This is a genomic window from Jeotgalibacillus sp. S-D1 (genome assembly GCF_004358665.1).
In the GTDB taxonomy this organism is placed as follows: Bacteria; Bacillota; Bacilli; order Bacillales; family Jeotgalibacillaceae; genus Jeotgalibacillus.
The window spans coordinates 537058-561184 of sequence record NZ_SMZR01000002.1 but is presented as its reverse complement, the minus strand read 5'-3'; the positions used below and the strand labels follow the sequence as shown (position 1 = coordinate 561184).

24 protein-coding genes are annotated in these 24127 nt (G+C 43.6%); 23 read left to right on the top strand and 1 reads right to left on the bottom strand.

What is annotated here, in order from left to right; genetic code table 11:
• Window positions 1–28 precede the first annotated feature (28 nt).
• From E2R51_RS09780 to E2R51_RS09725, 12 genes are all read left to right on the top strand, one after another.
• Window positions 29–1069: an aldose epimerase family protein gene (locus tag E2R51_RS09780; protein ID WP_133376860.1), complete on the top strand. Its 1041-nt coding sequence runs from the start codon at window positions 29–31 to the stop codon at window positions 1067–1069.
• A gap of 48 nt (window positions 1070–1117) precedes the next feature.
• A complete protein-coding gene (locus E2R51_RS09775) occupies window positions 1118–2911 on the top strand; it encodes a glycoside hydrolase family 2 protein (RefSeq protein WP_133376859.1) in 1794 nt (597 codons plus the stop codon).
• 25 nt (window positions 2912–2936) lie between these two features.
• A complete protein-coding gene (galE, locus tag E2R51_RS09770; protein WP_133376858.1) occupies window positions 2937–3932 on the top strand; it encodes a UDP-glucose 4-epimerase GalE in 996 nt (331 codons plus the stop codon).
• Window positions 3933–3963: 31 nt separating this feature from the next.
• A complete protein-coding gene (gene galT / locus E2R51_RS09765) occupies window positions 3964–5478 on the top strand; it encodes a UDP-glucose--hexose-1-phosphate uridylyltransferase (protein WP_133376857.1) in 1515 nt (504 codons plus the stop codon).
• A gap of 328 nt (window positions 5479–5806) precedes the next feature.
• Window positions 5807–7756: a beta-galactosidase gene (locus E2R51_RS09760; protein WP_133376856.1), complete on the top strand. Its 1950-nt coding sequence runs from the start codon at window positions 5807–5809 to the stop codon at window positions 7754–7756.
• An 81-nt stretch (window positions 7757–7837) separates the two neighbouring features.
• A complete protein-coding gene (locus E2R51_RS09755) occupies window positions 7838–8875 on the top strand; it encodes a LacI family DNA-binding transcriptional regulator (RefSeq protein ID WP_133376855.1) in 1038 nt (345 codons plus the stop codon).
• A 74-nt stretch (window positions 8876–8949) separates the two neighbouring features.
• Window positions 8950–9984 (top strand): LytTR family transcriptional regulator DNA-binding domain-containing protein, encoded by a 1035-nt coding sequence (locus E2R51_RS09750; protein ID WP_133376854.1) that lies wholly within the window; start codon window positions 8950–8952, stop codon window positions 9982–9984.
• Window positions 9985–10117: 133 nt separating this feature from the next.
• Window positions 10118–10966, top strand: a complete 849-nt coding sequence (locus E2R51_RS09745) for an ABC transporter ATP-binding protein (RefSeq protein ID WP_133376853.1) — start codon at window positions 10118–10120, stop codon at window positions 10964–10966.
• Window positions 10963–11673 carry an ABC transporter permease gene (locus E2R51_RS09740; protein ID WP_133376852.1) on the top strand — a complete coding sequence of 237 codons (711 nt, stop codon included), beginning with the start codon at window positions 10963–10965 and terminating at the stop codon, window positions 11671–11673. Before E2R51_RS09745 ends, E2R51_RS09740 begins: the two co-directional genes overlap by 4 nt.
• Before the next feature lie 263 nt (window positions 11674–11936).
• Complete coding sequence (locus tag E2R51_RS09735; RefSeq protein ID WP_133376851.1) at window positions 11937–12386, top strand: low molecular weight protein arginine phosphatase; 450 nt, start codon at window positions 11937–11939, stop codon at window positions 12384–12386.
• Between the two features lie 19 nt (window positions 12387–12405).
• Window positions 12406–12849, top strand: a complete 444-nt coding sequence (gene rpiB, locus E2R51_RS09730) for a ribose 5-phosphate isomerase B (RefSeq protein WP_133376850.1) — start codon at window positions 12406–12408, stop codon at window positions 12847–12849.
• Window positions 12850–12866: 17 nt separating this feature from the next.
• Window positions 12867–13397 (top strand): TIGR01440 family protein, encoded by a 531-nt coding sequence (locus E2R51_RS09725; RefSeq protein WP_240733029.1) that lies wholly within the window; start codon window positions 12867–12869, stop codon window positions 13395–13397.
• A 44-nt stretch (window positions 13398–13441) separates the two neighbouring features.
• Here E2R51_RS09725 and E2R51_RS09720 read toward each other — a convergent pair whose 3' ends face one another.
• Window positions 13442–14053 (bottom strand): GntR family transcriptional regulator, encoded by a 612-nt coding sequence (locus E2R51_RS09720; RefSeq protein WP_133376848.1) that lies wholly within the window; start codon window positions 14051–14053, stop codon window positions 13442–13444.
• A 280-nt stretch (window positions 14054–14333) separates the two neighbouring features.
• Between E2R51_RS09720 and garR the strand changes: the two genes are divergently transcribed.
• The 11 genes from garR (at window position 14334) to atpE (ending at window position 24081) form a co-directional block, all read left to right on the top strand.
• A complete protein-coding gene (gene garR / locus E2R51_RS09715; RefSeq protein WP_133376847.1) occupies window positions 14334–15230 on the top strand; it encodes a 2-hydroxy-3-oxopropionate reductase in 897 nt (298 codons plus the stop codon).
• Window positions 15230–16648 carry a four-carbon acid sugar kinase family protein gene (locus E2R51_RS09710; protein WP_133376846.1) on the top strand — a complete coding sequence of 473 codons (1419 nt, stop codon included), beginning with the start codon at window positions 15230–15232 and terminating at the stop codon, window positions 16646–16648. Before garR ends, E2R51_RS09710 begins: the two co-directional genes overlap by 1 nt.
• A 25-nt stretch (window positions 16649–16673) precedes the next feature.
• Window positions 16674–18032 (top strand): GntP family permease, encoded by a 1359-nt coding sequence (locus E2R51_RS09705; RefSeq protein ID WP_133376845.1) that lies wholly within the window; start codon window positions 16674–16676, stop codon window positions 18030–18032.
• Between the two features lie 136 nt (window positions 18033–18168).
• Window positions 18169–19404, top strand: a complete 1236-nt coding sequence (gene glyA / locus E2R51_RS09700) for a serine hydroxymethyltransferase (RefSeq protein ID WP_133376844.1) — start codon at window positions 18169–18171, stop codon at window positions 19402–19404.
• An 82-nt stretch (window positions 19405–19486) separates the two neighbouring features.
• Window positions 19487–19846: a hypothetical protein gene (locus tag E2R51_RS09695; protein WP_133376843.1), complete on the top strand. Its 360-nt coding sequence runs from the start codon at window positions 19487–19489 to the stop codon at window positions 19844–19846.
• 378 nt (window positions 19847–20224) lie between these two features.
• Window positions 20225–20854 carry a uracil phosphoribosyltransferase gene (upp, locus tag E2R51_RS09690; RefSeq protein ID WP_133376842.1) on the top strand — a complete coding sequence of 210 codons (630 nt, stop codon included), beginning with the start codon at window positions 20225–20227 and terminating at the stop codon, window positions 20852–20854.
• Between the two features lie 27 nt (window positions 20855–20881).
• Window positions 20882–22033, top strand: coding sequence for a non-hydrolyzing UDP-N-acetylglucosamine 2-epimerase (gene wecB / locus E2R51_RS09685; RefSeq protein WP_133376841.1), 1152 nt, complete (start codon window positions 20882–20884; stop codon window positions 22031–22033).
• 418 nt (window positions 22034–22451) lie between these two features.
• Complete coding sequence (locus tag E2R51_RS09680) at window positions 22452–22670, top strand: AtpZ/AtpI family protein (protein ID WP_133376840.1); 219 nt, start codon at window positions 22452–22454, stop codon at window positions 22668–22670.
• A 4-nt stretch (window positions 22671–22674) separates the two neighbouring features.
• On the top strand, window positions 22675–23064 hold the full coding sequence (locus E2R51_RS09675) for an ATP synthase subunit I (protein WP_133376839.1): 390 nt from the start codon (window positions 22675–22677) through the stop codon (window positions 23062–23064).
• 5 nt (window positions 23065–23069) lie between these two features.
• Window positions 23070–23780, top strand: a complete 711-nt coding sequence (atpB, locus tag E2R51_RS09670) for a F0F1 ATP synthase subunit A (RefSeq protein WP_133376838.1) — start codon at window positions 23070–23072, stop codon at window positions 23778–23780.
• Between the two features lie 88 nt (window positions 23781–23868).
• Window positions 23869–24081: a F0F1 ATP synthase subunit C gene (gene atpE, locus E2R51_RS09665; RefSeq protein WP_039813889.1), complete on the top strand. Its 213-nt coding sequence runs from the start codon at window positions 23869–23871 to the stop codon at window positions 24079–24081.
• The last annotated feature ends 46 nt before the right edge of the window (window positions 24082–24127 follow it).

Sequence of the window (24127 nt, the reverse complement as noted above, 5' to 3'; positions counted from 1 at the left end):
TATGGTATGACCAGAAGGAGGCGTTAGGATGATCTCGATAACAATATGCGAAATTGCACAACATGAAGGTAATCAGATTACCGAATACAAACTAAAAAACAACAACGGAATGGAAGTGCATGTTTTAAACTACGGCTGCATTATTACAAAATGGACGGCGAAGGATCGGCATGGCGAGTACAAGAATATTGTTCTTGGCTTTGATGAATTTGAACCGTATTTAACCCAGTCTCCATATTTTGGGGCTGTCATTGGCCGGGTGGCCGGAAGAATTGACCAGGCAGCATTTACGCTGCAGGGGGAAACGTATACGCTTGAAGCAAATCAGGACAAAAGCACACTTCATGGCGGTGAAAAAGGGTTTGATAAATTTGTATGGGACGTTTCAATCGGAGAGGGACAGGAATTGATTTTCAGCCGGACAAGCGTACATTTGGAAGGTGGATTTCCAGGTAATTTAGAGGTGAAAGTCATCTACCGGCTGCTGGATGACGATACGCTTGAAGTTCAGTACGAGGGGACGACGGATCAGGCAACGATTATCAATATGACCAACCATTCTTATTTTAATTTGCGCGGTGATTTTGATGAGCCGGTCGTTAACCATGAACTTCAGTTGAAATCAAGCCGTTATCTCCCGTTGAAGGAAGATTTGATTCCCACAGGAAAACTTGCTCATGTTGAGGGTACCGCCTTTGATTTTAGAGAGCCAAAAAAGATTGGGGATGGAATCAGATCCGCTGAGGAGCAAATTAAAATTGGCGGAAATGGCTTTGACCATCCTTTATCGCTGGATGACAATTTCAATGAAGAAATTCAATTGATTGAGCCGGTTTCGGGCAGAAAGCTGACGATTGAGACGGATCAAAAATCCGTGGTGCTTTATACCGGAAACCAAATGGATGATGGCTCAGTCATCAGAGGGACAAAGGCTCAAAAGCATATGGCGCTGTGCCTTGAAACTCAAAACTATCCGAATGCAATAAATGAACCGGATTTTCCATCCATTGAATTGCAGCCCGGTGAAAAATATTCAGCGAAAACTAGGTACATATTTACAGTCAGTTAGCATGTGAGATAAAAAGCGCATGAATCCAGTGTAAAAGGAGTGTTTTTAATGTTACGAACGGAATATCCCCGCCCGCAATTTCAGCGAAAAGAGTGGAAAAGCTTAAATGGTGAATGGAATTTTACATTTGATGATCAGAATATCGGCATGAAGGAGCAGTGGTATCAAAATGCTGCCGCCCTTACGGATAAAATCAATGTGCCATTTGCCTACCAGACAGAACTGAGCGGCATTAATGATTCTTCTTTTCATGATGTGGTCTGGTACCAAAGAGAATTTGAGGTGCCTGATGATTGGAAAGATAAGCGGGTGATGCTGCATTTTGGAGCAGTCGATTACTATGCGAAGGTTTTCGTGAACGGACAGCTTGTCGGCGAAAACGAAGGAGGGCATACACCTTTTTCCTTTGATATCACGCATGTGTTAAAAGACAGCCTTGCTTCTGTTGTGGTAAGAGCGGAGGATCCGTCTCGTGACGAAACAATCCCGCGCGGGAAGCAATTCTGGAAAGAAGAGATCGAATCGATTTGGTATACCAATACGACAGGTATCTGGCAGCCGGTGTGGATCGAGCCTGTTTCCGATTCTGCGATTGAAAAGCTGCGCATGACACCGGACCTTGATCAGGGAGACGTTGAAATTGAGCTTGATGTCTCTCCTCAAGCTGTTAAAAAATTGGTTGAGGTTAAAATTGAATACAAGGGTGAGCTGATCAGCCATGATTCCTTCCGTTTAGTTGAAACCTATTTAAAAAGAAGAATCAATGTATTCGGCAAACATATATTCCACACAGGCTTTCATCACGAAGGAATGACGTGGTCACCTGAAGCCCCGAATTTATTTGATATTACATTTGATATAAAAGAGGATCAAACAATCGCAGACTCAGTTGCTTCTTATTTTGGCATGAGAAAGATTCATACAGAGGATGGGATGGTTTATCTTAATAATAAGCCTTATTATCAGCAGCTGGTGCTGGATCAGGGGTACTGGAGAGAAGGACTTCTCACAGCGCCAAATGATGAGGATTTTAAAAAGGATATTGAACTGGCAAAGGAAATGGGCTTTAACGGCTGCCGGAAGCATCAAAAGGTGGAGGATCCGCGCTTCCTTTATTGGGCGGACAAGCTAGGCTATCTTGTTTGGGGAGAATGTGCCGCATCTGCATTTTATTCAGAACGGGCAGCCAGCCGTCTGACTGAGGAATGGACCAAGATTATTGATCGTGATTACAATCATTCATCCATCGTGGCATGGGTACCGTTAAATGAAAGCTGGGGCGTTCAAACGATCCGCTCTGACAGCAAACAGCAGCATCATTCACAGGCGATGTACCACCATATTCACGCCATGGATGGCACGCGGCCGGTCATTTCAAATGATGGCTGGGAGCAGACCGTGACCGACATTTGTGCGATTCACAATTATAATCACGGTACAGTTGAAGAAAAAAGTAAAAGTGCTGTATTTAAAGAAACACTCGAAACAAAAGAAGTGCTGCTTTCTTCACAGCCGGCTAAACGAAAAATTTATGCCAACGGCTTTGAGCATCGGGGAGAGCCGATTATCCTGACGGAGTTTGGCGGAATCGGTTTTGAAGTTGGTGGAGACAACGGCTGGGGTTATACCTCTGTTAAAAATGAGGAAGAGTTTGTCGCCGACTACCGCAGAATTATGAATGCCGTCTACAGCTCAAAATCACTTCATGGCTATTGCTATACTCAGCTGACAGATGTGGAGCAGGAGATCAACGGAATCCTGTCGTATGACCGGGAACCAAAATGCGACCTTAAGCTGATCAGAGAAATTAACACACAATGGCATAACGAAATCAAACAGTAATGAATGCGAAAGGGAGGGACCAGCAATGACCATTCTTGTTACAGGAGGAGCAGGCTACATTGGAAGCCATGCCGTGCTCACACTAAAACGTCAAAATAAAGATGTTGTCATTATCGACAGCCTGCAGACAGGCCATCAAGGAGCAATTGATCAGGACACTCCTTATTACGAGGGGGATCTTCGTGACAGTGAATTTCTGGACCGTGTGTTTTCTGCTCACAGCATAGATGCGGTGATTCATTTTGCTGCCAATTCACTGGTGGGTGAAAGCGTAACAGACCCGCTTAAGTATTACGATAATAATGTTGGCGGGGCGATTTCACTGCTGCAGGCAATGAATCGTCATGAGGTTAAAAAGATCATATTCAGTTCAACGGCGGCAACCTATGGCGAGCCTGAGTCCGAACTGATCGATGAAAACGATCCAACCGTCCCGACCAATCCATACGGTGAAACCAAGCTGGTGATTGAAAAGATGCTTAAATGGGCGGGGAACGCCTATGGAATTCACTCCATTTCACTCCGTTACTTTAATGTGGCAGGCGCCGATATGGAAGGTGAAAAAGGGGAGGATCACAACCCTGAAACGCACTTAATTCCAATCGTTCTGCAAGTTGCCCTTGGGCAGAGAGAAAAAATCAGCATCTTTGGCAATGATTATCCTACACCGGATGGCACATGCATAAGAGATTATATCCACGTGCAGGATCTGGTGGATGCTCACCTGCTTGCTCTGGACAAGCTTGAAAAAAGCCCGCAAACAGCTGTTAATAACCTTGGGAATGGCCAGGGCTTCAGTGTGATGGAAGTAATTGAAACAGCCCGTCGCATTACAGGTCATGACATTCCGGCCTCTATCGAAAAACGCAGAGAAGGTGACCCTGCCATGCTGGTTGCTTCCGCTGAAAGAGCTGGAAAAGAACTGGGATGGAGACCGAAGCATCCTGATTTAGAAACGATTATTCAAAGCGCATGGCAATGGCATCAAAGCCACCCAAACGGATATACAGCGCGTACCTGATACATGATCACGTTCATAAAGGAGGGTTTCTGTGTCAATCTCGATAGAAATAGAACGTCTCATCCAATTTGGCCTGCAGCAGCAGATGATTGAACAGGCGGATACTGATTATGTACGAAATAAACTTTTGAACCTGCTGCATTTAGATGAACCGGCCGAGACAGCAGCGCCTTATGAGGAGCTTGATTATCCGGTTGAAATTCTCGACAATATTCTAAATTGGGCAACTGACAGCGAGGAGCTCAAGATAACCACTATTCATGAACGGGATCAGCTGGATGCAGCAATCATGGACTGTTTTCTCAAGCGTCCTTCTGAACTGAATGCTGCGTTTCGAGGACTGTATCTTACTTCTCCTGAGAAAGCGACCGATTATTTTTACCGGCTTTCTCAAAATGTTAACTACATTAAAACAGATCGCATCGCAAAAAATGAGCATTGGTATAGTGAAACAGAATACGGCAATTTAGAAATTACCATCAATCTGTCAAAGCCGGAAAAAGATCCGACCACGATTGCCGCCGAAAAGCTGGCAAAAGCAGTCAGCTATCCGCTGTGCTTATTATGTAAAGAAAACGTTGGCTACGCGGGAAGAATCAATCATCCGGCAAGAACCAGCCACCGTGTTATTCCGGTTACTCTGTCAGATGAAAACTGGTTTTTACAGTATTCACCTTATGTCTATTATAACGAGCACGCCATCGTGTTTTCAGCAGACCACCGTCCAATGAAAATTGAAAAAGAGGGATTTGGCCGGCTTCTTCATTTTGTCGACCAGTTTCCGCACTATTTCGTCGGCTCCAATGCTGACCTCCCGATCGTTGGAGGCTCGATTTTAAGCCATGATCATTTCCAGGGAGGAAGACATGATTTTCCGATGGCGATTGCGCCTGTTGAACAGACCTTTACCATCAATGGATTTGAGGACATTGATGCTGGAATTGTAAAATGGGCGATGAGTGTTATCCGGTTAACAGGAGATGATAAAGACCGTCTGGTTGAGCTGGGAGATAAAATTCTTTCTTCCTGGAGGGATTACAGCGATGAGTCTGTAGCCATTTTTTCTCATTCGGACAACCATATCCCCCACAATACCATTACGCCTATTGCCAGAAAGAGGGAAGGAAGATTTGAGCTCGATCTTGTCCTTCGCAACAACCGGACAAGCGAAGAGCATCCATTTGGGATCTTCCACCCGCATGATGACGTTCACCATATTAAAAAAGAAAATATCGGCTTAATCGAAGTAATGGGGTTAGCCGTTTTGCCCGGCCGTTTAAAAGAGGAGCTGTCCTTGCTTGCTGAATATATTGTTCTGCAGGATATGGAGGGGGCGGCGGTCGACGAAAGAACTGGAAAGCATGCCAGGTGGGCAAATGAGATCGCAGCAACAGAACCTGATATTACGCAGGATAACATCCACAGCATTATTCAAAAACATGTAGGGATGGTTTTTGCCCGTGTTCTGGAAGATGCCGGAGTATTTAAACGTGATTTAGAAGGGCAGGCGGCTTTTGCGAAGTTTATGAAGCAGCTTAATGAATAGAAGGATGATGGGGTGAAGAAGGGAGCAATGAATGCTCTCTTCTTTTTTGTACTGTTTTTGCTGCTTAGCTCTGGAGAGGAAGTTTATTTTTGAGAAAAGGGAGAATATACTTTTACTAAAATATTAATTGACAAAGCTATTAATTTTTACTAAAATTTAAACTAATGTAAACGATTACACACCGAGTTAAGTTTGCTGGTTTCTATACAGAGGCTAACTGTGCAGTACATATAAAATATGCTTTCTACAGAAGAAGTAATTAATTAATTAATTGTAAGTCCGGGGAAGAGTACAGCGAGAGAAACACCCCAATAAAGGAGGAAAAAGAATGTATGTAGGTGTTGATTATTATCCTGAGCATTGGCCGGAGGAAATGCTTGAGCAGGACTTAGATGGCATAAAGGAACTTGGAGCGAATATGATTCGCATGGGTGAATTTGCCTGGCATTTAATGGAGCCGAGGGAAGGGGAATTTGATTTTTCCTTTTTTGACAAAGTGATTCAAGAAGCCAAGAAACGTCAGCTGTCCGTTATGTTTGGAACACCAACAGCAACTTTTCCAGCCTGGCTGGCCAAACTGGATCCATCCATTTTATCAAAAGATGAATATGGTCATCCAAGAGCCTTTGGTGGAAGGCGCCAGTACTGCTTCAATTCTGATATTTACCACCGTTATGCTTCAAGGATAACCAAAGAGTTGGTAAAGCATTATGCCAATGAACCGGCCATTGTGGCATGGCAAATTGATAATGAATTTGGCCATGAAGGCAGTGATCTGTGTTTTTGTGAGCAATGCCACACGAAATTTCAACTTTATTTAGAAGAAAAATATGGAACTGTTAATGAGCTGAATGAACGCTGGGGAACCATCTTTTGGGGACAGACCTATAATGATTTCGCCGAAATACCCCTGCCAACTCCTACCGTGACCACTCATAACCCGTCTTTAAAATTAGATTATGCACGGTTCAGATCGGCATCTCTAAATCGATTCGCGCATGATATGACAAAAATAGCAAGGGACCATCATGCTGCTCATCAGCAGGTAACAACAAATGTTTCGGGAGGGTTTTTCGATAAGTGGTTTGATCATGCAGAAAATGTCCGGCCGATGGATTTTGTTTCCTATGACAATTATCCTGTCTGGGGCGGGCTCACAGAACCCGTTTCGCCTGCAGAAATTGCAATGACTCATGACTTTAACCGCGGATTAAAAAATCAAAACTACTGGATTGTTGAAGAGCTGATGGGAGCGCAAGGCCACAATGTGATCGGCTATCTGCCGAGGCCTGATCAGGCAAAAATGTGGTCGTACCAGGCATTTGCCCACGGCTGCTCCAATATGCTTTATTTTAGATGGCGGGGCATGACAAAAGGAGCAGAACAATTCTGTTTTGGAATAGTGGATCAGGATAACCGGTACGGACGAAAGTATCAGGAAGTGCAGGCTGTATTTCAGGATATAACCAGTCATGAATCAGTCGTCAATGCGCCAATCACTTCTGACATTGCAGTGGTCTACGATTACGACAATATCTGGTCCTGGAAATCACAGATTCAAAGTTCCGGCTTCGATTTCACGAATGAACTGTTGAGATTGTACACGCCCTTTTATAAGCAGAATGCATCCATAGATGTCATTCCTGTAAATAGGGCATTTGATTCGTATAAGATTTTGCTCGTTCCCGCTCTTCAAATGATTGATGATGAGCTGGCAGCACGGTTTAAGGCTTTTGCTGAAGGTGGCGGCACCATTCTGTTTTCATTTAGAGCAGGATTAAAGGATAAAGATAATAATATCTACTTAAGCCGTACCTTGCCTGGTGCTATTGCAGAACTTGCCGGTATTCATATCTATGAAACAGAGGCGCTGGCAGCGTCGCAATCAGTACCTGTGGTAGATGCTGCAGGCCAAAATGAAATATGCGAAGGCAGTGTCTGGCGGGATTTGATTTCGCCTCAGACCGCACAAGTGATGTATCGTTATAATGACAGCTTTTATCAGGATAAAGCTGCCATGACAAAAAATAAAGTTGGAAAAGGCAGCGTTTATTACCTGGGCACCGGTCTTGGAGAAGACAGGCTGGTTCCGATAGCAGAAGAAATGCTTGTTCATCATCAAATCTGGCACAAAAAAACTGCTGATGGAGTGGAAATTGCACGCCGTTCAGTAAATGATGAAACGTATGTCTTTTTACTGAATCATACTGCAGAACCTCAGCATATCGACCATCAAACATTAGCACCTTTTGAAAGTAAAGTGGTAAAGTGGAGGTAATGAAAAAGGCTTCACTATAAACTGATGGATAGGATTAAAGGGGTACAAGCATTCATCAGGAACAACAGGCGGGTGGTTAACATGGCAACACTAAAGGATATTGCGAAAAAAGCAGGGGTCTCACTTGCAACCGTATCACGGGTGTTAAACGAGGATGCAAGTTTATCTGTGACCAGCGAGACGAGAGAAAGAATTATTCAAATAGCAAAAGATCTGGAGTACCGCACCGTAAAAAGACGGTCGCTTCAAAATAAACAAAAAGCGATGAAGATTGGGCTTGTTTATTGGTATTCAAAAGAACAGGAAATTGCGGACCCTTATTATTTATCCATACGGCTGGGTGTCGAAAAGGCAAGCCTGGAACGCGGAATTGAGCTTGTGAAGTTCTACAAAAGTGATGAGATCTTCTCCGGCAAGCAGGAAAGCCTTGATGGAATGATTGCGGTCGGCAAGTTCAGTTCCCAGGATATTATTAATTTTAAAACATGGACAGATAAAATGGTGCTGGTTGATTTTTCACCTTCAGATGATGTAGATTCGGTCGTCGTGGATTTCAGGAAAGCGATGGAGGAAGTGCTCCGGCATCTTTTTGAGCATGGTCACGAACGGATTGGCTATATCGGAGGGCATGAATATGTTCAGGGAAACGAGCCAATCAAAGATGAGCGGGAAAATACGTTTTATGAATATCTGACCCTGAATCATTTATTTAATGAGGATTTTATGTGGACAGGAAAATTTACTGCTGAGGATGGCTACACACTAATGAAGGAAGCGCTGAAGCTTGAGAATGGTCCGACAGCATTTATTTTAGGGAGCGATTCAATGGCGATCGGTGCCATGAGAGCCCTTCATGAACAGGGAGTGCGTGTTCCGGAACAGGTATCGATTATCGGCTTTAATGACATCGAGATGTCAAAATACCTTCAGCCATCTCTGACAACGGTCCAGGTGCATACAGAATTCATGGGTGAAGCAGCTCTGGATCTGCTGTTCGATCAAATCGCATCAAAACGGGAGATCGCCAAAAAAATCGTCATTCCAACCAAGCTGCTGATTCGGGAAAGCAGTGGAAAAGTTTTTCAAAAAAATAACCGAAAAGAAGAGATATCACAATAAGTGATATCTTTTTTTACATTACTAATTGTAAAAAACAAGTAAAATAAAGGTTAGAAGATGAAAGAGGTGACCATATGTTAATTATTAACAATATCGAAAAGCATAGTGAACATGCGGTGGTTTTTCCTCCCTTTCGTTTAGAGGTTGCTCCAGGATCAGTGGTCGCCATCCATTCAAGCACGAATGTACGTGCTGAGTTAATGGACTTATTTACAGGAGCAAAGCCAGTGATGAGCGGGGAAATTATCAGCAATGGCGAAATGGTACATAGAAACAATCCGCGTTATTTTGCTGAAACCGGTATTTTATTTTTGGAGGATGGATTATATGAACGGCTGAAGGTTAAAGAGCATCTGGATTTTTTTCTAACTATTTATGGTTCAACAGTAAAGCTTGAACAATTGATGCAGATCATTCATTTAGAAGAAAAACGAAATGTGAGGGTATCCCTCTTATCCTATTCAGAAAAGAAGAGAATTCGATATGCACGGATCCTTATTCAGCAGCCGAGTACGGTCATTTTAGAGGAACCGGATCAGAATGTAGACCTTGAAACGAAACGAGTCTTTCTTAATATAGTTAATATGCTGAAACAGCAGAAAACGAGTGTGGTCATTTTAACAGCTAATATGGAAAGTGCACTGCTCGCTACAGAGAGTGTGTATCGGCTTGATCATACAGGGCTGACAGCACTTGATGTAAAACCGGAGCAGGAGGGCGAGCTCGTTGAAGAAAATGGGCAGGAAGAGCCAGCATCTGTTCAGCCTGTCCGCTTTGAAAAAATTCCAACCAGGGTAAATGAGAAAATTGTTTTGTTTAACCCTCCTGAAATTGACTTTATTGAGAGCAATGAAGGGCAGTCAAATATAAATGTTAAAGGAGATATCTATCCATGCACCTTTACGTTGAACGAGCTGGAGCAGCGATTGCTTCCGTACGGATTCTTCAGATGCCATCGTTCCTACATCGTGAACCTTCAAAAGGTAAGGGAAGTTGTTACCTGGACACGAAACAGTTACAGTCTTGTCCTCGATGATGCCTCTCAATCTTCCATTCCATTATCCAAAACGAAAATGGCCGAACTCAAGGAAATGATTGGGTTAAAATAAGCTTCATTCACCGTTCATTTAGCTCCACTCATTGAAGAATGCCTCCTTTCACGGGGAAACGAATGCACTCTGCCCATGCTTTTTATACGATAGGGTTAGAAAATCGTCAGCAGCAAATTAAAGGAGGAGCTCAATGGAAAACATCATTGAAGTGAAAAATGCAGCCAAGTTATTCGGAAACGAAACAGCCTTGAATGACGTTTCGTTTCATGTGAAAAAAGGTGAAACATTTGGATTTTTAGGGCCGAGTGGATCAGGAAAAACAACCACTATTAAAATTTTGACGGCTCAGCTGAGACAAACATCCGGGGATGCTTATGTTTTTGGCGTTCCAACCGAACGTTTGAAAGAAAACAAGTATCGCAAAAAAATTGGCGTACTCACTGATAATAGCGGTCTCTACAGCAGATTATCGATTTACGAAAACCTGAAACTCTTTTGTGATTTATACGATGTCCCACCCATGCGAATTGATGAAGTGCTTGCGATGGTTCAGCTGCAAAATGAGCATAAGAAAATCGTATCAAAATTGTCAAAGGGTATGCTGCAGCGTGTCACGCTGGCAAGAGCATTTCTGCATAAGCCAGAACTTTTATTTTTAGATGAACCGACCTCAGCACTTGATCCGGTAAACTCCAGGCATATCTATAAAGGTCTTGAGAAGCTGAAAAGTGAGGGGACAACAATCTTTCTCACAACTCATGACATGGATGAAGCAGAAACGCTGTGTGACCGTGTTGCTTTTTTAAATAAGGGGTCGATTCAACTGCTGGATCAGCCGAAAAGGCTGCGAAAACAATTCAGCAACGGAACAATTCGAGTGGAGTTAATGGATGGAAGAGAGATTTATCTTGACCGTGGGCCTGATGGAGCGGAGGAATTATATGAATATATGAGTGCGGGGATGGTGGAGTCGGCCAATTCAAACGAACCGACACTTGGAGATATATTTGTAGAAGTGACAGGGAGGAAATTATCATGACTTTTTCATTGAAACGCTCACTTGCTATTTTTCGGAAAGATTATAAAGATGTTTCAAAAAACCTCTATGTATCAACTACGGTTCTTATGCCCTTGATTTTAGCTGCGGTATATGGGCGGACAGGAGTAGAAACAGTGGAAGTTTACTTTCTCGTATTCAACCTGACATTCACGATGGTAGCGGCCTATGTGCAGTCAGCATTGATTGCTGAGGAGAAAGAAAAAAACACCTTGCGCGGCCTGATGCTGTCCCCGGCCACCACGGCAGAAATTTTGGGAGGAAAAAGCATGCTGAGCTTTCTCGGCACGCTTATCGTCCTGGTGATGTGTGCATTTTTCATGGAATACCAGCCGGGTAATCTGCTGATTATTTCGGTGGCATCACTGATTTCAATCGTATTTTATATAGGCATTGGCACACTTATTGGTCTGTTAACACGCTCGGTGATGGAAGCTTCTGTCGCAATCCTGCCAGTTGCCTTTTTCTTTTCATTTGTTCCGTTGGTTAAGCCTTTTATGGATGAGTATCCGATCTTAAAGGCAGTGAACTTTTTCCCGAATTTGCAGCTGATTGAATTGGCAAATCAAATTGAAACAGGCGCAGGATGGGGAGACAGCTGGAGTGCGATCCTGATCATTTTGGGGTGGACAGTCGTGATAACGAGCTTTGTGGTAGCTGTGTACAATAGAAAAATGGTAGACCATTAATAAAAGAGGCATCTTTAGTCAAAAGATGCCTCTTTTCGATTATTTTCCGGGAAATAATTGCGGGTGTGATTATTTCTGCAGTCACTGGAAGGTTGAATCATGATTTTATGCAACTTTTTAAACCAATCTGAGCATAATGGTAGTGAAAGAAAAATCGAAAGAATTGTAAGGGATTCCATTTGGCGAAAAAATTCCTGTTTTATGATATGATTAGCATTAGATCATGTACAGTCTAAACGACATCGTACGGGAGGAATTTAAAGATGAACATCCTGTTTGTGTGCACGGGAAATACATGCAGAAGTCCGATGGCAGAAGCCATCTTACGACATAAAAACCTTGATGATACAGATGTCCGCTCAGCTGGAATATTCGCTATGGATGGCGGGCAGGCCTCACCACAGACGCAGCAGGTTTTGGATGAAAATGGAATTAAGCACAATCACCAGTCTCACTGTGTAACACAGGATGATGTTCACTGGGCGGATTATGTGTTTGCCATGACCAGTGCCCACAAGGCGATGCTTGCAGAAAAATATCCGTTTGCTATGGATCGTATTTTCACGCTGAAGGAATTTGCAAGCGGAATGGGGCTTGACGTGTCAGATCCATTTGGCGGTTCTGTGGATATGTATCGAAGGACCTATCAGGAACTTAACCAGCTGATGAACGGGCTGATTGCCAATATTGAAAAGCAGAAATTGGGATACTAAACCTCAGGAGGAAGATAACATGAAGGTCGCATTAGCATCAGATCATGGCGGAATGAATTTGCGTAAAGAAATTGGAGACGTGCTGACGGAGCTTGGAATCGAGTATGAGGATTTCGGATGCGGCTGTGAAGGCTCAGTTGATTATCCGGACTATGCATTGCCTGTTGCCAAAAAAGTGGCTGGCGGCGAGTTTGATCGCGGTATACTGATTTGCGGTACCGGTATTGGCATGAGCATTGCTGCAAATAAAGTGAAAGGGATCCGCTGTGCGCTGGTTCACGATACATTCAGTGCGAAAGCGACCCGTGAACATAATGATACCAATATGCTTGCGATGGGCGAACGCGTCATCGGTCCTGGTCTGGCACGCGATATTGCCAAGCTGTGGCTGACAACTGATTATGAAGGCGGCCGCCATGACAACCGAATTGGCAAAATTACAGAATACGAAGCACAGCAATAATGGAAGGGGGGATTTCGATGCAGGAGGAATTAAGGGCTATTCTGGATGAATACCAGGGACAAGCCCAGCTAAAGCCTGGTCAGCTGTTTGTCATCGGATGCTCCACCTCAGAAGTTGTTGGGAAACGAATCGGAACCTCCGGAACCGATGATGTAGCTGCTTCCCTATTTGAAGGATTTACCCGGTTCTCAAAATCAACGGGAGTCGATATTGCGTTTCAGGGCTGTGAACACATAAACCGTTCTCTTGTTATGGAGCGCAATGCAGCAGAAAAGAGAGGCTACGATGAAGTAGCGGTGATTCCGGTTCGAAGAGCAGGTGGCGCTATGGCATCCTTTGCGTACCGGAATATGGCGGATCCGGTCATCGTTGAACATGTAAAGGCGCAGGGCGGCATTGACATTGGCGACACGTTTATCGGCATGCACCTGAAGCATGTTGCCGTTCCGGTGCGCGTTTCCACCCGCTCTCTTGGTGAAGCACATATCACACTGGCCCGTACCAGACCCAAATTAGTCGGCGGTTCAAGAGCGGTATATGAACTATAAGAACAAATAAGAGCGTTGAGCCCATATTCGGGCCCAGCGCTCTTTTATAATACATGAAGGGAAAAATCAAGATCGGCCTGAAGATGCGCTTTCATTAAGCGCTCTGCTTTATCCCCGTCACGCTGTTTGATCGCCTCATAAATATCCTGATGCTCATCAATTAAATAGGGACGCTTATGATAGACGACCGTTTTTCGAAATAAGTAAATGATTGATTGCATTTGATCAATAATATTGATCATCACAGGGTTTTTGCTCGCCTGTACAATTAAATCATGAAATTTTTTATTGGCCTTCATAATTTCTTCCACTGAACCGGTGCGCCCAATTTCTACGCACTGGGCTAATTGCTCCAGTTCTTCCTCAGTCATGTAAGCAGCAGCCGTTCTGACTGCATGTCCTTCTAAAATCATGCGGACTTGAAAAAGGTGGCGTAAATCGCTCTCAGTAGGTTTTACCACCCGTTTTTTCTTTATTAATCCTTCTTGCTCCAGCCTTCTGATTGCTTCACGGACAGGCGTCCTGCTTACGCCCAATTCCTCTGCCAGTCTTTCTTCTACCAGCTTCGTTCCGCCTTCCAGCTCACCGTTTAATATTTTATCTCGAATGGTTTCATATGCAATCACATAGGCAGATGTTGCTGATGGATTTGTCATGTTTAAGGGCCTGCTGTACGTATATCGATCAGGATCAATCGTTTGGCTTTCAGCAGCCGCACCTCCTTCGTTTTAGGGGTTGAATCCTTCGTAATCCTACTTGTAGTATAGCGTGAAATAGTGAGGAGGGAAATAAAGGATTGGCATATTAGTGTGAACGAATAATTATTTTTGTATACAAAAATAAAATAATTGTATACAAAATAAAACAAAGCGTGTACAATCTCATTAATGAAAGCGCTTTATGAATGGGCGTAAAAGTAGAAAAGGGGTTTTAAAAATGAAGATTGGTTTTATCGGACTAGGAATAATGGGCAAACCGATGGTGAAAAATTTACTGGCCGAAGGCTATGATGTAACGGTTTATGATCTTAATACTGAAGCCATTCGGGAGCTGGAATTACGAGGAGCAAAACCGGCAGGCTCGCCTGCTGAAACATCCATCGATAAAGAGCTGATTTTCACAATGCTGCCAAGCCATCCTCATGTTGAAAGTGTGGTTTTTGGAGACGAAGGGGCAGTTCAAACCGCGCAGCCGGGAGCGATCATCGTAGATATGAGTTCAATATCACCGGTGTATTCAAAACAGTTTGCTAAAAGCCTGGGTCAGAGAGGCATCTTTTTTATGGACGCTCCTGTCAGCGGCGGTGAGCCTAAAGCGATTGACGGTACGCTTGCCATAATGGTTGGCGGTGAGAAAGATGTATTTGAAAAAGTATATCCGGTTCTTTCGGCTATGGGAGAACAAATCGTGTTAGTAGGAGAGACCGGCGCCGGCACTACAGCTAAATTGGCGAACCAAATCATGGTTAATGTTAACATCGCCGCTATGTCAGAAGCGCTTGTGCTGGCTGCAAAAGCAGGAATTGATGTAGAAAAAATGTACCAGGCCATTCGCGGAGGTCTGGCAGGAAGCGCGGTATTGGATGCAAAGGTTCCCCTGATTCTCGAACGCAACTTCATCGCCGGCGGGCGGATTGACATTAATGCCAAGGATTTGAAAAATGTCTTAGATACCGGCGATGCGATCGGGGCAGCATTGCCGCTTTCAAGCCAGGTGCATGCCATGTTTGAAGAAATGAAAGCAGAAGGAAAAGGCGCTGATGATCATGGGGGGCTGGTTCAGCATTATGAAAAGCTTGCCAGCGTAACGGTGCAAAAAGGAGTGACATCATAATGAGCAAAACGAAGGAACATATAAAAAATCTGCCAACACTTGATTCTAGGGCGATTGATCTGGCATTTGCTGAAAGCTACGAAACATTTAATCATCAAATAGTCGTTCTGGATGATGATCCGACAGGCGTACAAACCGTTCATGGTGTGTCCGTTTATACGGATTGGGATAAAAAGACGATTGAAAAAGGCTTTAAGGAAGAAAATCAGCTGTTTTTTATCCTCACCAATTCCCGTTCATTTAGTGAGCAAAAGACTGAAAGAGTTCACCGTGTGATTGCACAGCGGGTTAAAGAAATATCAGAAGAACTGGGTAAGCCATTTCTGCTGATCAGCCGGGGGGATTCTACGCTTCGTGGACATTACCCGTTAGAAACGGCTGTCATGAATCAGGAACTTGGAGGAACGGACGGCGAGGTCATTCTGCCCTTTTTTGAGCAGGGCGGACGTTTAACCATTCAAAATACTCATTATGTTGAGCAGGGAGAGCAGCTGATCCCTGCCGGTGAAACAGAGTTTGCTCTTGATCGGACATTTGGATTTGACGCAAGCGATTTAACTCAATGGGTGGAAGAAAAAACAAGCGGTCAGTTCAAAGCAGAGGATGTAGTCACAATCAGCCTGGATACGATACGTGCATTTGATCTGGATAAAATAGAGAAGCAGCTTCTTGGCGTTGAAGGCTTTAATAAAATTGTGGTAAACGCAGTTGAAGAACAGGATGTGAAGATCTTTTCCATCGCACTAATAAGAGCGCTGAAAAAAGGCAAACGATTCATTTACCGGACAGCTGCCACCTTTACTAAAATTATTGGCAATATCTCATCGCGCGAATTACTGACACGTGATGAACTGATCCAGCAGGATTTACAGCACGGGGGGTTGGTGGTGATTGGTTCTCACGTTCAAAAAACCACCGAACAGCTGGAAGAGCTGATGACTCTTTCAACACTTCGATATATTGAATTTGACTGCCATTTAGTGCTGGATGAAAACAGATTTGCAATAGAGGTTGACCGGGTGAAAAAAGAAGCGGAACAGGCTATTTCTTCCGGGACTACAGCGGTTATTTATACACGCCGGGAACGTTTGGATTTAGGAGATGGAATGAAAGAAGAAGAGCTGGCGTTATCTGTGGTCATTTCCAAGGCTCTTACAGACATTGTAAGAAGATTAGAAGTACAGCCGAATTATGTAATCGCCAAAGGAGGGATTACGTCTAGTGATGTTGGAACGAATGGACTGCAGGTAAAACGGGCATTGGTCAAAGGTCAGGTAGCCCCGGGAATCCCTGTGTGGGAAACGGATGAAGGCAGTACATTCCCCCACATTCCTTATGTTATTTTTCCAGGGAACGTTGGACAGGCGGATACACTTAAAAATGTTGTGCAGTTAGTAGAGCAAAAACAAGGAAACTAACATTGAAAAAATGGGGGGAATGGATATGTTAACAGGGAATATGTTGATTTTGATCTTCTTATTATCTTTAGGGGCGCTGTTCTTTTTAATTTTAAAAATTAAGCTGGAGCCATTTTTAGCACTAATTGGAGTAGCCCTTGGAACAGCCCTGGTTATCGGCATTCCTGTAGCAGACGTGCCCGTGATTGTTACGTCCGGTTTTGGGGCAACACTGACAGGCGTTGGTATTCTAATAGGATTAGGGGTTATTTTCGGGCAATTTCTCGCTGCCTCAGGTGCAATTGAACGAATTGCACAGGCGGTTCTGCAGGTATTCGGTGTTCAAAAATCTCCGGCCGGTTTAGCGCTGACAGGAACGGCCGTATCCATTCCGGTTTTCTTTGATGCCGCGTTTGTTATTTTAAGCGGATTGATTAAAAGCCTGTCCAGGAAAACAGGTATTTCGATCGTGACTTTTGTAACGGCGTTGGGAGTTGGCTTGATCGTTTCACACAGCATGATTGCGCCGACACCAGGTCCGCTTGTGGTAGCAGAGAATACAGGGTCAGATCTTGGTCTTTTCATCTTATATGGGATCCTTTGCGCAATTCCTGCCACACTCGTTGGCGGGTACATGTACGGAATGTTTATCGGAAAGCATGTGAAGTCAGGTGTTTCACTGGATGAACAGGAAGAGGAAATAGCTGTTGCAGGCTTGGAAGAAAAACCGCGTAAACAGATTAGTACAGGCTTATCTTTTGCCATGCTCGCTTTGCCAATTCTATTAATTCTGGTCAATACGGTGTCTAAACTTTTTATTACAGAAGGGGTCTTTGCAACAACACTAGCTTTTATTGGAGATAAAAATGTAGCACTTTTTATTAGTGTAATAGTCGCTGTTTTTGTGCTTAATCCTTACATTAATAAATCGAAACAGGAATTATATACAGAAGCCATAAACTCAGCGGGACTGATTATATTGGTCACCGGAGCGGGCGGAGCTTTTGGTGCAGTGATTAATGAAAGCGGTATCGGGGACCACCTGATTACAACGATGCAAAACTGGAGCATCCCTGTCCTGCTGCTGGCATTCATCTTTTCCCAAATTCTCCGTGCCTCACTTGGATCTGCCACAGTTGCGCTGGTAACAACATCAAGTATTATGGGACCGCTCGCAGGTGAACTGGGCATGGCACCAATTCTTCTTGGTCTTGCTATTTGTGCAGGCGCAGTTGGTTTATCATTACCGAACGACTCAGGTTTTTGGGTGGTAAATAAGTTTGGCAGGCTAACCATTCCCCAAACATTGAAGGCATGGACAGTTGGCGGATTCCTGGCAGGATTGACTGCTCTATTAATGGTTTATGTGCTGAGCATTTTCTCAGGAGTTTTACCTGGACTATAAAATATCAAATGAATACCCTTACAAAATGAATGTTTCTATAAATCTAGTTTCCCCGTCTATGAAAACGTGATAAGATGAAGATGATTTTTGACCAATGACGGGAACCGTCCCGAAGACATGAGGGGGAGCACATACAATGAGTAAGATTCAACAGCAGGATCAGGCATTGTTCGAAGCGATGCAAAATGAATTGAAGCGTCAACGCACGAAAATCGAGTTGATCGCTTCTGAGAATTTTGTAAGCGAAGCAGTCATGGAAGCACAAGGATCGGTATTAACAAACAAATACGCAGAAGGATATCCAGGCCGCCGTTACTACGGAGGTTGTGAGCATGTAGATGTAGCAGAGAATCTGGCACGTGATCGCGCAAAACAGATTTTTGGTGCAGAGCATGCCAATGTTCAGCCGCATTCAGGTGCACAGGCAAACATGGCCGTTTATTTCACCATCCTTGAGCCGGGCGATACGGTATTAGGCATGAACCTATCCCACGGTGGTCATTTAACGCACGGAAGTCCAGTTAACTTTAGTGGACAGCTTTACAATTTTGTTGATTACGGTGTTTCAGAAAAAGATGAGCGAGTAGACTATGAGGATGTTCGCCAAAAAGCATTGGAGCATAAGCCGAAGCTGATTGTGGCAGGAGCAAGTGCTTACTCACGCACATTGGATTTCGCGAAATTCCGTGAAATTGCAGATGAAGTTGGCGCTTATCTGATGGTTGATATGGCGCATATTGCAGGTCTGGTAGCAACCGGTGCTCACCCAAGCCCTGTTCCACACGCTCATTTTGTTACAACCACTACACATAAAACACTTCGCGGACCACGCGGCGGCTTGATTTTATGTAAAGAAGAATTCGCTAAAAAGATCGACAAATCAATCTTCCCAGGAGTTCAGGGCGGACCATTAATGCACGTTATTGCAGCAAAAGCTGTTGCATTTGGTGAAGTACTTGAGCCATCTTTTAAAGAATACTCAGAACAAATTATTAAAAATGCCAAAGCAATGGCAGAAGCCTTTAAAAAAGAAGGCGTCGATATTGTATCAGACGGCACAGACAACCACCTGGTGCTGGTAAACCTTCGTTCTCTTGAACTGACAGGTAAAGTAGCTGAAAAAGTATTGGATGATGTCGGTATTACAGTAAATAAAAACACAATTCCATTTGATCCGGAAAGCCCGTTTGTAACGAGCGGCATCCGTATCGGAACGCCTGCTGTTACGACGCGGGGCTTCAAGGAAGCAGAAATGGAAGAAATCGCATCCATCATTGCTTTCGCTCTTAAAAACCACGAAGATCAGGCGAAGCTTAATGAAGCAGCTGACCGTGTAGAGGCAATCACAAGCCGTTTTGCTCTTTACGAATAAATCGCATGCTCAGACCTGAAAAGCAGAGGGAAACCCCTCTGCTTTTTCTTGTGATTACTAAAAAAGAAAGAGGGGGTCGTAAATGAAGCCCGTTAGCCAGGAAATTCAAAATTTGTCCATTACATCCCTGGAGTCAACTTTTAATAAACTTTCTAATGCTTATAGAAGTATGACGGAAAAAGGTTCTAACACAACTCTTGTAAAAAAGAGACAAAATGCAGTGGGAATTGGTATAGAAACCCTCAAAAGTACCTGGAATGGGGGAGATTTTTGCTATGACAAAGAAACCATATTAACTTCAAAAGAAGTTATGCAAGAGATGATTCCATCTATTGAAAAACAAATAGCAAAAGCAAAAGAAAGCAGTTCTCAAAAAACATTAATCGAGCGCCGCCTAACTGCGCTTAAATTGGCGATCGAATCCCTGGAGAACCGCCTTTGAAATGTAGAAGCTTTCTGGCTTGGACTTGGCCCGCACCTTGAGGGAGTTTCGGGAATCAAAACACCCGCTGTCAGCAAAATGTAGAATGTCTAAGTTTAAGTGTATAACTTTTGATGGGAAGTGTAGGAGTTTTGGAATGAGATGTAGAAGCTACCTCTTAAACGGTAGAATATTCATGTTGAGATGTAGAAATTTCCCGCTTCTATGCTGCAGAACTTCATTCGTGCGGCCCGCAGGCCAGGAAGGAGCCTCTCTAACATAAACGCTAAATTAGGCGATATCTTGTCAATTCCAAAGAAGTATGGTAACTTTCGTAAGGATTTGCTTTATAATAATAGAAGGAAAAAAATCAAGCTTTACATAAAAGGAGTGCTAGCTGTGGGAAAAGTGTATGTATTTGATCATCCGTTAATTCAGCATAAGTTAACGCATATTCGTGATGAGAGAACGGGGACGAAGGACTTTCGCGAGCTCGTTGATGAAGTTGCGACACTGATGGCGTTTGAAATTACCCGTGACCTGCCATTGGAGGAAACGGATATCAACACACCAGTAAGCAAAGCCAAAGGAAAAATTCTTTCTGGTAAAAAACTTGCGATTGTGCCGATTTTGCGTGCGGGAATCGGAATGGTAGATGGCATTTTGAAGCTGATTCCAGCTGCTAAAGTAGGACATGTTGGACTTTATCGTGATCCTGAAACACTGAAACCGATCGAATACTACGTGAAGCTTCCGTCGGATGTGGAAGAGCGTGATTTCATTTTAGTTGATCCAATGCTTGCAACAGGAGGATCTGCAGTAGAGGCGATCAATTCTCTAAAAAAACGCGGAGCTAAAAGCATTAAATTTCTATGCCTTGTAGCAGCACCGGAAGGCGTGGAAGAAATTCAAAAGGAACACGATGATGTAGATATTTATATTGCGGCACTTGATGAAAAATTAAATGAAAAAGGCTATATTGTTCCTGGTCTTGGTGACGCCGGAGACCGTCTATTTGGTACAAAATAAACAGGTGAACGCCAGGGGAGGGACATCATGACGAAGCGCATAAAAGTGATGACGATTTTTGGAACAAGACCGGAAGCGATTAAAATGGCCCCGCTTGTGCTTGAATTAAAGCAACAAAGTGATTTTTTTGAACCAATCGTAACAGTAACGGCTCAGCACCGCCAAATGCTTGATCAGGTAATGAGTATTTTTGACATTACGCCGGATCATGATCTGAATATCATGAAGGACCGTCAAACGCTTATCGATGTTACAACCAGAGGGCTTGAAGGGCTTGACCGGGTAATGAAGGAAACAAAACCGGATATCGTATTGGTACATGGCGACACAACCACTACGTTTGTGGCAAGCCTTGCTGCATTTTACAATCAAATCGCAGTAGGACATGTTGAAGCCGGCCTTCGCACGTGGAATAAGTATTCGCCATTCCCGGAGGAAATGAACCGACAGCTCACCGGTGTGATGGCAGATCTTCATTTCTCACCAACCGATCAGTCTGCTGAGAACCTGATTCGTGAAAACAAACCGGAATCCAGCATTTTTGTCACGGGCAACACGGCGATCGATGCTCTTTCAACAACTGTGAAGGAAAACTATTCAAGCGAAATTCTGACAAACCTCGGAAACGACCGTTTGATTCTATTAACAGCACATCGCCGTGAAAACCTGGGTGAACCGATGAAAAATATGTTCAGAGCGATTAAACGCATTGTAAATGAGCATGACGATGTGCAGGTTGTTTATCCTGTTCATATGAACCCTGCTGTGCGGGAGATCGCGCAGGAGATCCTGGGCGGGGACAAGCGTATCCATCTGATCGAACCGCTTGATGTCATTGACTTTCACAACTTTGCATCAAAAGCCTACTTAATCCTGACTGATTCCGGCGGCGTGCAGGAAGAAGCTCCGTCACTGGGTGTACCAGTACTAGTGCTACGCGATACCACGGAACGTCCGGAAGGAATTGAGGCAGGCACACTGAAGCTTGCCGGCGTAGAAGAAGAGCAGATCTATACTATGGCAAAAGAGCTTGTGGTGGATGCATCTGCACATGAAAAAATGTCGAAAGCGTCAAACCCATATGGAGATGGAAAAGCGTCCAAACGTATTGCAGATGCGATCCGTTTTCATTTCAATCAGCTGCATGAAAGACCGGCCCCATTCAGGGTTGAAAACTAGCAAAAAAGCACCTCTGGAGCGTCTCAACCAGAGGTGCTTTTTTCCAATTTATTGTGGTGTTAAAAATACGGATGAATGACTAATCGTTCATTTGGATGAACGGGACATTGAGGTCATTGACCTTGGAGAAGTCAGTAATATCAATGGTTGGAGATATCTCATTAAGAAATTTGAAGGTGAATAATTTCAAGCTTAAAAGAGCGTTTTGTCCAAAATGTGAACTCGCTGACTTCCATTTGTGATGTTATGAACTTTTTGTCGAGTACTCGTTGACATACAATAGTGCCTATTGTATGCTTTTAAAGGGTATAATGATAAGGTTTTCATAGACTCGGATGAAAAAGAAATTTTCGTCGGTATATGGTCTTTTTTTTGCCCACAAACCCCAAATCCATTCTCAGAATGTGAGGATGCGCTCATGCGTCAACAAAGACGTCCGTACCAAGCGATGGCACTTTACTCTGCCATTCTGTCACAACTAGCTGGTTCCATGCTGGTCGGTCTTTTCGCCGGAAGGTGGTTAGATCAGAAATGGAACACAGAACCGCTGTTTTTGATCATTGGCTTACTTCTCGGTTTAACAGCAGGGATCTATGCCATGCTTCACACAGTGAATCACTTCAACTCAGGAGAATAGTAGAATGCCTGACCTAAAACAGCATTTCCAACGGTATACCAAGTACATATTATACTTGCTATCCATCTTCGTCATTGGCTGGGGCTTTACTCCCTATCCATCCATTTTTCTTGGTCTAATACTGGGAACTTCTCTCAGCCTTTTTAATCTTTGGCTGATTAGAAAAAGAATGGAGCGGTTTGACCGCGCAATTGATGAAGGGAAAAAAGTGCGCTCACTCGGAACGTTTTCACGTATGGCCTCGGCTGGGGCAGCAGTGCTGATTGCGCTGGAATTTCCGGAATTCATTCATTTGATTTCCACTGTTATTGGATTAATGATGGTTTATTTCATCATTATGATAGATTATTTTTGGCAACAAACTATCCTACATATGAAGCGGGAAGAGAGGTGAAATAAATGAATCATGAAGCGCCATTGCGTGAATTTTTGGGGCTGACCTTTAATCTCTCCAATGTTCTGATGGTGACAGTTGCAAGTGCAATCGTGTTCCTTATCGCAGTTCTTTCGACAAGAGCACTCGCAATGAAGCCAACTGGTATGCAAAATTTCATGGAATGGATCATGGATTTTGTGCGAAATATTATCAAGAGTAACATGGACTGGAAAACGGGTGGAAGTTTTCACATTCTCGGAATTACGCTGATTATGTATGTTGCAATTTCTAACTTTTTAGGGTTGCCATTCGCGATTACGTATAACCACGAGCTATGGTGGAAGTCACCAACCGCAGATCCGATCATCACTATGACTCTTGCAGTTATGGTAATTGTCTTAACACACTACTATGGCATCAGAATGAAAGGCTTCAATGAATATGGAAAAGACTTTTTCCGTCCAATGGGTTTTCTTTTCCCGCTGAAGATCATTGAAGAATTTGCAAACACGTTAACACTTGGTTTGCGTCTCTACGGTAACATTTATGCAGGTGAGATACTTCTAGGATTACTTGCAGGCGGCTTGGCAACAGGTTTATGGGGAACGCTCGCAGCAGTAGTCCCAACACTGGCTTGGTTAGCATTCTCTGTCTTTATCGGCGGAATCCAGGCATTTATTTTTGTAATGTTAACGATGGTGTACATGGCGCACAAAGTGAGTCACGACCATTAATATATTTCCTGTTCAGTAAATGAACAAACCCATTTTAATAAAAAACTATTATCCAAAACAAGGAGGATTTTCCCAAATGACAGGTTCAATTGGTCTTTTAGCAGCAGCATTAGCAGTAGGATTAGCAGCACTAGGTGCAGGTATCGGTAACGGAATGATCGTTTCAAAAACAGTAGAAGGTATCGCTCGCCAACCAGAAGCTCGCGGTATGCTTCAAACAACAATGTTTATCGGGGTAGCACTAGTTGAGGCCGTTCCGATCATCGCTGTTGTTATCGCGTTTATTGTACAAGGACAGTAATTTTCCAGAGGGCGAAGATCATTTCTTCGCCTTTATCATGAAAAAA